Source organism: Sphingomonas sp. Leaf339 (genome assembly GCF_001426195.1).
Classification (GTDB): Bacteria; Pseudomonadota; Alphaproteobacteria; order Sphingomonadales; family Sphingomonadaceae; genus Sphingomonas.
The window spans coordinates 1-13,235 of record NZ_LMRS01000015.1; the positions used below are offsets into that span (position 1 = coordinate 1).

At 55.9% G+C, this 13,235-nt stretch carries 10 protein-coding genes and 6 pseudogenes; 11 read left to right on the forward strand and 5 right to left on the reverse strand.

The window, feature by feature from the left end:
* The 3 genes and pseudogenes from ASG67_RS19465 to ASG67_RS19470 all read left to right on the forward strand — a co-directional run.
* A pseudogene (locus ASG67_RS19465) lies at positions 1 to 650 on the forward strand (hypothetical protein); the annotation flags it as partial.
* Between the two features lie 1,104 nt (positions 651 to 1,754).
* Positions 1,755 to 2,975, forward strand: a complete 1,221-nt coding sequence (locus ASG67_RS18315; RefSeq protein WP_162244342.1) for an acyltransferase family protein — start codon at positions 1,755 to 1,757, stop codon at positions 2,973 to 2,975.
* 136 nt (positions 2,976 to 3,111) lie between these two features.
* Positions 3,112 to 3,491, forward strand: a pseudogene (locus ASG67_RS19470) (transposase); the annotation flags it as partial.
* An 18-nt stretch (positions 3,492 to 3,509) separates the two neighbouring features.
* Here ASG67_RS19470 and ASG67_RS09995 read toward each other — a convergent pair.
* Positions 3,510 to 4,793, reverse strand: a complete 1,284-nt coding sequence (locus tag ASG67_RS09995) for a hypothetical protein (RefSeq protein ID WP_156460742.1) — start codon at positions 4,791 to 4,793, stop codon at positions 3,510 to 3,512.
* 287 nt (positions 4,794 to 5,080) lie between these two features.
* Here ASG67_RS09995 and ASG67_RS18860 point away from each other — a divergent pair, with 287 nt between their 5' ends.
* The 4 genes and pseudogenes from ASG67_RS18860 to ASG67_RS18325 form a co-directional block, all read left to right on the forward strand.
* Positions 5,081 to 5,254, forward strand: a complete 174-nt coding sequence (locus tag ASG67_RS18860; protein ID WP_156460743.1) for a hypothetical protein — start codon at positions 5,081 to 5,083, stop codon at positions 5,252 to 5,254.
* Between the two features lie 110 nt (positions 5,255 to 5,364).
* Positions 5,365 to 5,911, forward strand: a pseudogene (locus tag ASG67_RS10000) (IS481 family transposase); the annotation flags it as partial.
* Between the two features lie 54 nt (positions 5,912 to 5,965).
* The gene (locus ASG67_RS19475) at positions 5,966 to 6,307 is read left to right on the forward strand and encodes a transposase (protein WP_056529346.1); all 342 of its coding nucleotides are present in this window, start codon (positions 5,966 to 5,968) and stop codon (positions 6,305 to 6,307) included.
* A gap of 397 nt (positions 6,308 to 6,704) precedes the next feature.
* A pseudogene (locus ASG67_RS18325) lies at positions 6,705 to 7,322 on the forward strand (integrase core domain-containing protein); the annotation flags it as partial.
* A 90-nt stretch (positions 7,323 to 7,412) separates the two neighbouring features.
* Here ASG67_RS18325 and ASG67_RS19700 read toward each other — a convergent pair.
* Positions 7,413 to 7,544, reverse strand: coding sequence for a hypothetical protein (locus tag ASG67_RS19700; protein WP_268796288.1), 132 nt, complete (start codon positions 7,542 to 7,544; stop codon positions 7,413 to 7,415).
* A gap of 621 nt (positions 7,545 to 8,165) precedes the next feature.
* On the opposite strand from ASG67_RS19700, the gene ASG67_RS10010 reads away from it, so the two are divergent.
* Positions 8,166 to 8,414 carry an IS5 family transposase gene (locus ASG67_RS10010; protein WP_056529337.1) on the forward strand — a complete coding sequence of 83 codons (249 nt, stop codon included), beginning with the start codon at positions 8,166 to 8,168 and terminating at the stop codon, positions 8,412 to 8,414.
* Positions 8,415 to 8,472: 58 nt separating this feature from the next.
* On the opposite strand, the gene ASG67_RS10015 is transcribed toward ASG67_RS10010, so the two are convergent.
* Positions 8,473 to 9,572 (reverse strand): IS3 family transposase gene (locus ASG67_RS10015; protein WP_156460744.1). Its coding sequence is split into 2 segments (ribosomal slippage): positions 8,473 to 9,320 and positions 9,320 to 9,572, totalling 1,101 coding nucleotides; the frame shifts between segments, so codons are not numbered across the junction.
* Positions 9,573 to 9,606: 34 nt separating this feature from the next.
* Between ASG67_RS10015 and ASG67_RS19810 the strand changes: the two are divergent.
* A pseudogene (locus ASG67_RS19810) lies at positions 9,607 to 9,732 on the forward strand (IS3 family transposase); the annotation flags it as partial.
* A 243-nt stretch (positions 9,733 to 9,975) separates the two neighbouring features.
* On the opposite strand, the gene ASG67_RS10030 reads toward ASG67_RS19810, so the two are convergent.
* Positions 9,976 to 10,560 (reverse strand): IS110 family transposase, encoded by a 585-nt coding sequence (locus tag ASG67_RS10030; protein ID WP_414887548.1) that lies wholly within the window; start codon positions 10,558 to 10,560, stop codon positions 9,976 to 9,978.
* Here ASG67_RS10030 and ASG67_RS18335 point away from each other — a divergent pair.
* Positions 10,444 to 10,725, forward strand: a pseudogene (locus ASG67_RS18335) (transposase); the annotation flags it as partial. The gene ASG67_RS10030 and the pseudogene ASG67_RS18335 sit on opposite strands and share 117 nt — an antisense overlap.
* Before the next feature lie 267 nt (positions 10,726 to 10,992).
* Complete coding sequence (locus tag ASG67_RS18340) at positions 10,993 to 11,898, forward strand: glycosyltransferase (RefSeq protein ID WP_156460745.1); 906 nt, start codon at positions 10,993 to 10,995, stop codon at positions 11,896 to 11,898.
* 21 nt (positions 11,899 to 11,919) lie between these two features.
* Here the strand turns inward: ASG67_RS18340 and ASG67_RS18865 are convergent, their stop codons facing one another.
* The gene (locus ASG67_RS18865) at positions 11,920 to 12,912 is read right to left on the reverse strand and encodes a hypothetical protein (RefSeq protein WP_156460746.1); all 993 of its coding nucleotides are present in this window, start codon (positions 12,910 to 12,912) and stop codon (positions 11,920 to 11,922) included.
* Between the last annotated feature and the right edge of the window lie 323 nt (positions 12,913 to 13,235).

Consider the following 13,235-nt stretch of genomic DNA (forward strand, 5'->3'; position numbering starts at 1 on the left):
GCTGGGGCGGCATCAGCAACGAACGTCTGCGGCCGGACGGCTTCCCCAAGGTGGTCGATGGCTCGGCTGCTGCGCCGAGCGTCGTGTCGATCCTTAACCCTCCAGCCGAAGCTAAGACGACGAGCGACGCGGTTACACGCTGCACGTGGCAGGGCACCGGTAATGTTGGCGTCAGTGGTTACCCCCGCAATCAGCGCTCTGGCGATCATTTTCTGGAATTTACCTGGACGAAATCGATCACCGAAGGGAGTGGCCGGACATGGGTAGAGATCAGCAAGTCGGACGCTGCCGATCCAATCCGCGCGATGGATTGCCGCCTAACATCGGAATCGGGCAGCGGCTTCTTCTCTCCGTCTCTGCTTGCATATCTGAAACCGTTTGGCCTGTTGCGCTTCCTTGACATGTCCGCAGCCAACGGCAATCCGGCATCGGTGACGTGGGCAGCGCGCACTCTGCCCGGCGATCTGGTCCAGCGTGGCGTCGACGGTGTTGCGATCGAGAACATGGTGGCGTTGGCCAACGCCAATGGCTCTAGCCCGTGGTTCACCGTACCGTGGAATGCGGACGCCGATTATCACCGTCGTATGGCGCAACTGGTTCACGACACCGTTCCCGCTGGCAAGCCGGTCTATGTCGAGATCTCGAACGAGNCCGTGGAATGCGGACGCCGATTATCACCGTCGTATGGCGCAACTGGTTCACGACACCGTTCCCGCTGGCAAGCCGGTCTATGTCGAGATCTCGAACGAGGTTTGGAACTACTCGTTCGGTCAGGCAGGGCAAGCACAGCGGGAAGGTCAGGAGCGCAAGCTGTCCGATAATGCCTTCCAGGCGAATATCTATCGCTATGCGCAGAAGATCACTGAAACGATGCCGATCTGGGCGGACGTATTCAAGGATCGCCCCAAGGATCTGGTCCGCGTCGCGGCAACGCAGGCGGATAATGCGTGGGTAGGTGGCAATATCTTCGAATGGAACAATGGCGCCGCCGCTGCCCAGATCGATGCCATCGCCATCGCGCCGTATTTCAAGATCGATACCGAACAGCTGACGAACGACAACAACGTCAACATGATCGCGCTGGCGGCCGAGGCGAAGCGGCAGGTGGCTTTCCAGTCCGCGGCCTACAAGGTGCTGGCCGATAAGTGGGGCAAGCGTCTGCTTGCTTACGAGGGCGGCCAGCATCAGATCGATACCAACAATCAGGCGCGGTTGGAGACGATGAACCGTGATCCCCGGATGGAGGCGATCTACAAGCAGTATCTGACCGACTGGAATGCGCTCACCGGTGACGTCTTCACGCTGTACTCGGCGACTGGGCCAATCAGCCGCTATGGCGCCTGGGGCCTGCGCGAATATGCTGGTCAGCCGCTAAGCGAGACGCCCAAACTCCGCGGCGTGCTGCAATTCGCCGGTNACTGGGCCAATCAGCCGCTATGGCGCCTGGGGCCTGCGCGAATATGCTGGTCAGCCGCTAAGCGAGACGCCCAAACTCCGCGGCGTGCTGCAATTCGCCGGTAAGTAATACTAGACGCGAGGCTCGCTACCCAAGCGCACCTCGCGTCAATTTTCGTTATCTGTATATGACAGGCGTTGAGGTATCCTCTAAATATTCTATTCACTGTGGCGGCAAACAGATTAGAACGTCATATTTGATTAAATCGACGGGACAGCTATGCTAATGCACCGTACTTTTCTCGCTAGCTGTCCTCACTTTCAGCATGCTGGTAACCTATTATTTTAAGGGTAGAAAGATGGTTGGTGGAAAACTGTACGGGGCGAATTTTATTCGTGCCGCTGCATGTTTAGCTGTGTTCGCTCATCATATCTCTACCGCGGTTATGCCATCTTTCAGACCGTCTACTATACATACCGTTCTGGAATTAGCCGAATTAGGAAAATTTGGCGTATCGTTGTTTTTTGTACTCAGCGGATTTCTCCTTGGCATCCCGTTTTGGCGGGCGCTAGATGCTGGTACAACTGTCTCAATCCGCACGTATACGTTGCGCCGCATGGCTAGAATCGCACCAGCAGCATGGGTGTGCTTGCTTGTAAGTTTCTTTATTGATGCCATGTTTATTGAGATAGCGCCGCCCCACCGTCTGATACGCCTAGTCACCGGATTGTTATTTATAAGTGATTGGCATTGGGTCACCCTGTTTCCAGTATGGTTTAATGGTCCTCTTTGGTCAATTTCATTTGAAGTATCGTCTTATTTAATGATGCCCATTTGTTTCGTCGCATTGCACCGGCTATTTCCCACTTACTTTACTGGATGGATTGCCAGGTGCGTTTGGGCATTAGCGATTTTTGCAGCTCTGTTAGCGCATGGAATCATGATTAGCGTTATTGGCGTCCCAATAGTTACGCCGTCAGACGGCACCGGATCATTTAACGTCGCAAAACTGTGGTTTCCAGTCTACAATCCGTTTGGATTTTTCGCAATGTTCGGTATCGGAACGCTTTCAGCCGGCATTCATATCATTACTGTGAAAACGAAGTCTAGTATATCAACATGGATTGGCGTGTGTGTTCTCGCCTTCGGGACGCTGATGCCATATGCAATATATACCATGACATTTGGTGCAGGTGGTTTGCCTAAGCCGCCCTTTGCTTTTCCTATGCTACCGTTAGCAGCTGCTGTATTTCTTTTTTTATGCCAACGATTTTATGTAGCGCGCCGCCTTGACGGACCGCTAATCGCTTTCATTGCGCGGATCTCGTTTGGAATCTATATTTGGCATGCATTAGTGATACAGCTTGCAATGAAATTATTAGGAGTGATGAATATAGGGCCATTGTTAGCTTTTATTTCACTGATGTTGCTTTCAATTACGATTACTGGTATAATCGCGACGATTAGTTACCGCTATTTTGAAGAGCCGGTCATTAAATGGGCCCGGAGGTTTGAACGTGGGGGACAATCTCATTTAGATATAAATTTCGCAGGCGCACTTGCTGTTTCAACCAAATAGCTACAGCAAGGCGGTTGATCCCACGGTTTGATGGTGCAGTCCTCTCGTTGGAACGAACGGAGGTCGTATTAGATTAGTTTGTCATGGGTGCGCCACGCTTGTCTTGAGCAACGGTCCTCAGGCACTGCGAGCTCGGCGGGTCGATGACCGGCGGGTGATTTCGGGCATTATTCACGTGCTCAAGGTCGGCTGACGGTGGTGCGACCGCCCGGCGGGCTACGGTCCGGCAGCGACGATCTACAATCGCTTCAACCGCTGGTCGCAGCGGAGGTTTTGGGTGCAATTGCTTGCCGCGCTGGTCGACGCGGGCACGTACATCAAGATCCAGCGCGCTGCATTTGGCGCAAAGGGGGGCGCTCGGCGTAAACGATCGGGCGGTCCCGGGGCGGCTGGGCCACAAAGGTTTAGGCGCTCACCGACGTCATTGGCCGTCACTACGCGCTGATGCTGACGCCGGGCGACGTCAGCGACATCAAGGCCTCGCCCGCCCTCCTCAAACACGCCGGTCGCATGCGATAGCGGTATCGTATCACGCTACAATCGAAAGATCCCGACACGTACAGCGGATCGACCAACTGCATCGAACGCCGCAACGGTAAGAATGCCGTAGATAAGATAAAGATAGCGGGCCATCGGCTGGAACGGTGCATAGGTCAGGATTACCGTAGCGACAACGATCCCGACATATTCATATCCGTGCCGTGCCGATCTTACGCCCAGTGCGATGCCAGCGATTCCCAGCACTGCTAGAACGGAATAGACGACCGATCGGATGCCGGAAAAAGCGCCGATGCCAATTTCGAACTGGAATGGCTCCGCGATCACCATTTGTCGTACATGACGTCCCGCTAGTCGTATAAAGCCTGCCTGGTTCTTCGCAATCCATTTGGAGACCTGTTTAGATGTTTCCGCCATGTAGGCGATTTCGCCGACTTGGCGAAGGCGAGCAGCAGCGGCTTCGCCCACCGCAGGATGAAAGGCGGTAATACTGCGGTTGAAGGCCGCCTTGTGGTCGGCACCCAACGACGCATCATTGTTGGCAATCGCCATTTCCAAAGCGGCGTTGCTCCGCAAAACGATGGGTTTGCCCAGCATCCGGTCGTTGCGTATAGTCCAAGGTACAAGCAGGATTGCCAAAATAACACCCGCTATCGCCCCGGTGCGAAATCTGATAGCCCATGACCAACGACGTAGTGCCAGAACAATGGCACAAAGAACTAATCCGGCGCCGAACGCCGGACTGATAAAGAAGGACATCGCTAGCAATGCCGCGAAACTGATTTGTTGCTGCGATGACGGTGCTGTCGTGGCGGCGTCTAGCGTTAGAATCATGTTCAACGTGAGTACCGCGCAGACGACGGCCAATCCTCCCTCCCAATACCGGAAATCGAGGGACTCTTGGCCCATGAAGAGAGGGCACACACAGAGCAGGACGAGGGCGCCAAGCCTGCTCAACCAAGGAACACCCAAGCGACCCGCCAACAAGAACAACAGAAGATATCCTGCGATCATTTCTAAGCAGGCCAGCATCTGCAACACGATTTCTGCCGCCGGCGATCCGGTGCCCAACAGCGCATGAACACCGCCGGCGAGCAGGGGGGTCGTTGGCATCAGGTGGGCGGTTGGTCCGGAATCGACAAAATAAGGATCGGCAAAACCGCGTCCCGATGACAATGCGAGAGCGACATTATTTGCTTCGCCGGCCCCGCTGCCCATTCCACGTTTCCAAGCCCACCCGACCCTTTCAATGAATGCAATCGCCAGCAGAATGACTATAATTTTTCGACCACGGAGAAACGATTCCAGTCCAATGAACATTCGGTTGGTCCCCGTCGCAATTGCCATACCAGTCTACGGCATCGGTTGCGTAAGGTTGATAGTGGGGGCTCTTGACAAATCAACCGCCGTGATCGTGCTATGCAACATGACGCGCGCTAGTAGCGGAACCGGTGCTCATGGCGCATGAATTGCGGGTACTCCAAGGCGTTCCGGTCTCGCCGAATGCGCAGGCGGGGAATCATGAGAGAAAGCGCTTGGTGCGGGTCGCTCGCGGTTGAACGTCCGACCTCATCTGGTATGCCATGCCATCAGATGAGGTTGAAAACATGAACCGCGCTTTTTACACAGGACTGTTCATCGGAACGGTCTTTCTCGTGGTGATAAATCAGTTTTTTGGCACAACTTATGACGGCGGCGACAAAGCCCAATTTGGCCTTACGATTGGCGCTCTTTTTGCTCTAATATCTGACCAAATGGCGAATAATCCAGATCACGACTAGTTGCTTGATCTCACGGTTTGATGGTGCGATCCCTTCGTTGGAATCGAAGGTAGTCGTATTGACAGGTACGTCATGGGTGCGCCACGAGCACGTACGCCGTCCGAGCAGCAATACAGCGATCGCAAGCTTCGCTCGCGACGCTGAGCCGGGAGCTGGGGATTACCCGACGACGGTGGCGAAGTGACGCAAGCGGGCGACCTTGGAGGATCTGAAGACCGGGCCGAAGGCCCTCATTGTACCATCCTGTCCGAAGCCAAACGGGCAATGGTTGTGGCGTTCCGCCGTCACACCTTGCTGCCGCTTGATGACTGCCTCTACGCATTGCAGGCGTCGATCCCGCATCTGACGCGCTCAGCGCTGCACCGCTGCCTACAGCAGCACGGCGTATCCCGTCTGCCGGACATCGAGACCGACAAGCCGAAGCTGCAGCGCTCCAAGCGCTATTCGATTGGTTTATTTCACATTGATAATGCCAAGGTGCAGACTGCTGAAGGCAAGCGCTACCTGTTTGTCGGCATCGATCGCACCAGCAAGTTCGCGGTCACCCAGCTGGTCGACAAGGCTGACAGGCGCACAGCGTGGAAGTTCCTCGGAAACCTACTGAAGGCCCTGCCTTATCGCATTCAGACGATCCTGACCGATAATAGCATCCAGTTCGCTTAGCAGCCCTGCAAGCGGAACACCGCCTGGTCCCGCCAGATGCGCTGCGACATGATCTGCGAGGCACACGACATCGAGCAGCGGCTCACCAAGGCACCGGCGCTTCTCGACCGCGCCGGGCGAATGCGCTACCTGCCCGACGACAAAGGCTACGACGCCGACAGGCTGCGGCGCTCGCTGCGCGATAGAGGCGCTGTTCCGGTCATCTCTGGTCGGCGTGACCGCAAGCGCACCATTCGCTACGACAAGGATTGCTATCCCACCCGCCACCTCATCGAAAACGCCCTCTGCCCCCTCAAGGACTTTTGCCGGGTCGCTACCCGCTACTGCAAGCTGGCCGCCAACTTCTTCTCAGGCGTCGCACTCGCAATAGCCATCGCGTTCTGGCTCTGAATAAGTCCCAACCCTAACCTCCGAAGTCTGCTGTTCTCCGCATTGATATCAGGGACGCCCTGGGAGTCACGAGAAGGCCAACGGCGCCTGCTTTCGACGCATTACAAAACCGAAGGAACTTGAAGCTAGAACGCGTACCTTCACCCGTCCAATAGCAAATAGCAAGTTACTAACAACACGGCGATCAGCCAAGCGATGGAAAGGCCAATAGCGCCAACATTGAAACGGTAACGAGGGAATTTTGCGCTAATCCACTTTACCATAGGTAAGCCTAACAGCTGTGGTCTGGCAGCGCTAGGGCTGCACCAGAGCTGTAATAGAAATTGAGCCACGCAAGACTCATTATTCCGCCGCAAGCCCAGCACGCCGGCGAGCTCCCGCCGTGGCTGCGTGCAACGGATACCGGCGGCTGGCGATCCTCCTCACGCGCGAGGGGGAAGGCATGAACCTGAAGAAGGTGTATCGGCTGTATCGCGACGAGCGGCTGACGGTGTGCAAGCGTGGCGGTGGCAAGCGCGCGCTTTGGACGCGAGCGCCTATGGCGATCCCGCAGGAACTTAATCAGCGCTGGCCTCTCGACTTCGTGTCGGACTCGTTGACTTGCGGCCGGGGGTTCTGCATGCGCGGGCGTCATCAGCGACTACAGCCGGGAATGCCTGGCCTGTATCGTCGATACCTCGCTCTCAGGGTGGCGGGTCGTCCGCGAGCTGGCCGCGATCGCCGAAAGTCGCGAGCTGCCGTGCACGCTGGTCAGCGACATCGGCACCGAGCTGCCAATCATGCCGTCCTCGCTTGGTGCCGGGACACCGGGGGCGAGTGGCATTACATCGCACCGGGCAATCCGCTACAGAACGGCTTCGTTGCGAGCTTAAATGGTCGCTTGCGTGACGAATGTCTAAATGAGCATCTGTTCCGATCGCTGGCTGCAGTAAGACGGATTATCGAGGCAGGGCGGACAGACTACAACTCCGTGCGTCCGCACAGCAGCCTCGGCGGCATGGCACTCGCCGAGTTTACGACACCCCCCTCGCCAGGGGCAGATGTTGACGGAAATTCACCCTCGACCTGGATGAGAGACCGGGGGACCCTCAGATGGACACCAAAGCTAAGTTATCAGCGGCCTGAAAACGGGGAGCAGGTCACCGCCGATCATCGATTCATGGCTTGCCATGGCTTTTGGGAAAGAACGCTGCGGATGCGCCATCTGCTTATCCGTCAGCCAGCACAGGGCGCTCATCCACGCTCTCCTCACGGCGCCTGAATCGGATCGCGCCTCTCACATCAATGGGTCCCGACCCTAAAAGCGAGCTTGGCTCAATCTCCGATTTTCTAATCGAAAAATCATAATTGGGTCAGAACAAATTGGTGGAATTTCCGATTTTCGTATGCAAATAGTTCGGGCAAATTGATGCGAGCGCTAAGTCGAGACTACCAACTATATTTTGCAACTCGTTCGAGATTGATTAAAACGCTAAATCAGCTATATGAGTTCAACAGATTGAGTGTTTCAGCAAAACGATAGAGGGTTTTGTATGGCGGGGATAATAAAAGTGTGGCATGTCGTAGTCGAGTATTTAGAAAATATAGCATATATTATTTCATCCGATTCTGAATAATTTGAAGTAATAAATGTAAAAAGTATAATTAATGGAGTGAACAAATAGAGAGAAATAGTAATAATCCGGCATATTTGCAAAATAACTACATGAGACTTATCTGAAAAATAAATAATATTTTATATCTAGGTTTCGCAAATGGATCGCCGGGATTTGGGGAAAGAAGTCAGGTTAAAATCAATCAGGCTATGAACGAAGCGGGCTTACTGATCCACGGTGGGTGTTGACTAGAGAGGTGTAGCATGGCGCTAATCTGGTCGTCGGATGACGCATGGGCATTGATTGAGCCGCATCTGTCCAGGAAACAGTCGTGGACGCGGCGGATGTACGAGTGGCAGGTGATCTCGGGCATCATGCATGTGCTGAAAGGTGCTTGTCCTTGGTTCAGCTGCCCGGCTGACTATGGCTCGTCGACGACGGTCTACAACCGGGTCAATCGCGAGTCGCGCCGTGGCTTCTGGCTCACGCTATTGATTTCCACTGAGAGCTAACCTGAAGAAGTGAGGGTCCCCCGGTTTCTCATCCAACCTGAGGGTGAGTTTCCGTCATTCATTCGGCCGCCTTGGTGGCCGTCGCAGCGGCATATTCGACCGGCGTCATCCAGCCAAGCGATGTGTGAGGACGGCTCTCGTTATAATCCCGCCGCCAGGCCTCGATCTTGGCTCGGGCGTCAGCGATGGACAGGAACCAATGTGCGTTCAGGCACTCGTCGCGGAGGCGGCCGTTGAACGATTCCACGAAAGCATTGTCCGTAGGCTTGCCCGGTCGGCTGAAGTCCAGCGTAACGCCGTTTTCGTAAGCCCATCGGTCAAGCGCCTTCGAGATGAACTCTGGCCCATTGTCCACGCGAATGGTCCTGGGCGCTCCGCGGATCGACGAGATCCGTGCCATCGCCTCTACCACCTGCTCGCCCTTAATCCCTTGGTCGACGTCAATGGCCAGAGCTTCACGGGTGAAGGCGTCAACCACGGTCAGCGCTCGTAACCGCCGGCCGTCGAACAGAGCGTCCGAGACGAAATCCATCGACCACATCTCGTTCGCCGCCAGTGCCGCTGGCTGGCGTTCCCGATCGGCAGCGCTGACGTTGCGCCGTGGCTTCTTGAGCCGAAGGCTCAGTCCATCATTCCGATACAGTCGATAGACGCGTTTATGATTCACGACCCATCCTTCACGGCGCAGCAGGATGTAGATCCGGAAATAGCCATAGCGCGTCCGCGTTGCCGCCAGATCACGAATGCGCATCACCAGCGGTGTCTGGTCCGGCTTGTGGGAGATGTAGCGCACCGACGACCGCTCGACGCCCAGCGCCGAGCAACCGCGCCGTTCGCTCACGGCATGGGACGCCTGGACGTACGCGACGAGCTCGCGTCGTCGTCCAGGCGTCAGAGCTTTTTTGCCAGAACGTCCTGCAGAATGTGCTTGTCCAGGCTCAGGTCGGCAACCAGCTGTTTCAGCTGCCGGTTTTCATCCTCGAGCTGCTTAAGGCGCCTCAACTCGCCGACGCCGAGACCGCCGTACACCTTCTTCCAACGGTAGAACGTCTGCTCCGAGATCCCCATCCGCCGGATGACCTCGGCCACCGGCGTGCCCGTTTCCGCCTGCTTCAGCGCGAAGGCGATCTGCTCGTCCGTGTACCTCGACTTCTTCATGTCCAGCTCCTTGCCCGAAGGCTTCCTAAGGCCGGAAAACTCTCACTTAGATTGGGCTAAAAAACAGGGGGGACGTCAAGATGAGAACCGGCAGCTGAAACAGCTGGTTGCCGACCTGAGTTTGGACAAGCACCACATCTTGCAGGATTTCCTGTCAAAAAATGTATGGTCCGCCCCCGTCTGGCAAGCGTGAGATGCGATTGGCGGCACAGTCTGCGTAAATGTATCCGGCCTGTATGTGGGACATCTCGATCCCTGGCCATGATGGGATACGCGTCACGATCGGCCTTACGAGCTGGTCCAGCCTTTGACGGCTGCATTTTTGGCCAGGCTTTGATCGTGTCACCATCGACTGTTTGCCATCACTCCTCTGCTTGCAGACCTCTTCGTGCGGGTGCCCGGCTCAAGCGGCGATCGGTACGGGTGGCCGATATTCTTCCTGCCGGGCCAACACCGCCCAACTGATACGCACGATCTTGTTCGCCAGCGCGACGACGGCGACGTTCTTGTGGACTCTCGTCTCAAGCTGATCGAGCCAGGGGCCAAGGCCGCGATCACGCTTCATGTGCATGCTCGCTGATCGGGCACCGTGGATGAACAGCCGGCGCAGGTGGCTGTTACCGCGCTTCGACATGCCGAGCAGCGTGGACTTACCGCCGGTAGAGTGTTGGCGGGGAACGAGGCCGAGCCACGCGGCGAGATCGCGACCGCGCTTGAAGCCGGTGCCATCGGCGACCGCCGCGACCAGCGCCGTGGCGACCAGCGGCCCGACGCCGGGGATGGCGAGCAGGCGTCGGCAGCCAGCATCGGCCGCCGCGATCGTCTCGATCTCTTTGGTCGCCGCGGCGATGTCGGTGTCGAGCCCACGCCACTCACGCCACGCCAGCACTCCACCGGAGGAAAGACCAGGCTGCTTGGCATCAGCAAGCGAGGTAACAAGTACATCCGCGTCCAGCTGATCCACGGCGCGCGCGCGGCTATGGCCCACTTTTTCAGGCAAACTACGCCGACAGGCGACTGGGTGCGCCGGCTGGTCGCGCGTGCTCATCCCAATGTCGTGGTGGTGGCACTCGCCGCAAAGCTGGCACGCATCGCATGGGCCGTGCTCCGTCATGGACGTAGCTTTGATCGTCAGGTGTCCGTGGCTGCCTGACCAGGAACAGCGGCAGGCTAAGCGCCAACGCGCTCACGATGTCTGTGGAGGTGAAGGACAGATGGCGTAAAGGTGCACCCCGAGTCGCGAAGCCTGGGCAAAAATGTGGTGCTCGACACCGCCGTCTTTATGAGGCCCGTGACGCGCGAGATCCATCTTGGCCAGGGCTGAAGCCCTGAGACCGGATACGTTGAAGCAGACCAGCACGCCCTTGTGAATCCCGCACGACCCACGTCGACCGGAAAACGCTCTAAACCCGTTAAACGAGTGGAAATCACTGTTGCGCTCGCCAATCGGGGCATACTGTGCCATCTCTTCCGAATGCATGAAAATGTCGTATCGCTTTTTGATCGGACACCGGCTCTACCGCTAATCTCCGTCGCCCTCGCAACTTTTAACGGCGCCAAATATATAGGTCCTCAATTAGATAGCATTTACAGTCAGTCATATCCGAATGTAGAAGTGGTCGTGTCAGATGATGGTTCGTCAGACGGAACGTTAGACATACTCGAGCGCTACAAAGCTGAGCGAGGGTTGAAATTAATTAAGCAGAAGCGACGACTTGGCTATAAAGATAATTTTGTCGAAGCTATAAAGGCTTGCAGTGGCGAATTTATTGCTTTGGCTGATCAAGATGATCTGTGGGTTTCAAATAAACTAGAAATATTACATGACGAGATAGGCGTAGATTTTCTCATCCACGCCGATGTCAAGATGATCGACGAGGATGGTTTGCTTATAGCCCAGTCAGCTCGTCATATGAACTTTGGCGATCTTCACGATCGTGTTTTTCTTGATAGGGATTATCATCGCCGATCTGTTCTGACCCGGAAAAGCCTGTGCCAAGGATGCACAACACTCTTCCGTTCGACGCTTCTAGAGACAGCTTTACCGATCCCTGCCGCTGAGCAAGCGCATGATATTTGGCTAGCCTTTGTGGCAGCGGCCCAAGACAAGATCCGATATGTCGATGTCGCGCTTGTTAGCTGGCGTCTTCACGGGTCCAACACCTCGCAAATAGCTGATAAGTCCGAAATGAAACGCAGCTTAAAGGGTTCGTTTATTCACGGGCTCTACCGTCGCCAGCAATATTATCGCAGGGCAATAGTTTTAAAAATTCGTGGGATATCGATGTCCCTATATCCACTCAGGCTTCGTGATGAGATATTTTAGTCGCCCAAACAGTCTTGCATCTCATCGCTTGCGAAATCGGCCCAGCGTCGATGCCGCTAACCAAGCTATAAAAGAGAGTGGTATGCCTGGCCCTCCCAAAGATTGTGGGGTCACGACCTCGATCGCTCGTGCGAGCGGGTTGCGCCTACGTAGCCAGACAGGGTTGGCTAAGGCATCGGTATAGGGCTCGGCGGCAATAAAATAGGCTGACAGCTCGTGACCTACCCAAGCGGAATAGCCAATACCGGCGGTTTTCTGCAATGAACGCTCGCGGAATTGCCACGGCTTGACCCTCCCAAGGGCGTGAACGAGCATGGCACGTTCGCCTCGCAAGCTACCGAGACGGTTAAAAAGGTGATAGCCATTTGCGCCCGAGTCCTGAATGATATCGACTCCGTTTTTCAAATAGCTGACCTGTACCGACGCAAAAGTTGCGCAAAGCAATGCCCATAAAACGTCCTGATCCCCCAGCAAATGCGTAGGTCGCGCCGTCACAGGAAAGATTTGCTGCGCCGCCCGATAGTCATCGCTCTTCAGCAGTTGCTCCCACGCGCGTAGCAGCGGCTCATGTACGCGCGACGCCACTATAGCACCGGAATTAACGTGAACGGGCATCGAGCGTTTTAACTGCCATCGCCAGGCGTCAACCCGTACTTGACTACCCACCGCCCCAGAACTGCGAAATTCTTGACTTACCACCAAATGATCCAGTGGAAAAACTGCCGCACGTTCTAGTGAGTCCACAACAATGATGTCGCTGTCCATCCACATAACGCGGTCGTCTTCTTTTAGACTGCGTAGCAGTACGGTGGGCTTCACATTCCAGCCAGATCCGGCGAGTTCGGGAGCGACGCGCCAGTCCACGTCGGCCTCGCCCAGTCCTGTCACAGCCTGCCGCTCGAGCGGGGACCAAACAATTAGCCGGGACTTTGGGTTATGGCGTCGCAGCGATCGCGCCAGAAGTTCGACACCGACCATAGCTGCGCGACGGTCTTCATACGTTGTGTAGATCATCTGGATAAGCTGCTTTGCAAAGGGTATCGGCGTGGCGGCGCGTGGCTGATGATTAACAGTCTTGTGACGGATAGTTGATCTTGCACGCCCATGATAGGGCCGCCGGCGGCTCCGTCAAACCAAATGCACCTGCTGATAAGGGGGGGCGGGTTAAGGCGGGGGCATGCCCCGCGTCCGCAAGCCAGCATCGCCGTTTCGGTACTTTAACTCATCGCCTGCGGTGATCTGGCTGGTGGTGCTGACGTACGTCCGTTTTTCGCTGTCGCTGCGGAATGTCGAAGACCTGCTGTTCGAGCGGGGGATCGATATCTGCCACGAGACGG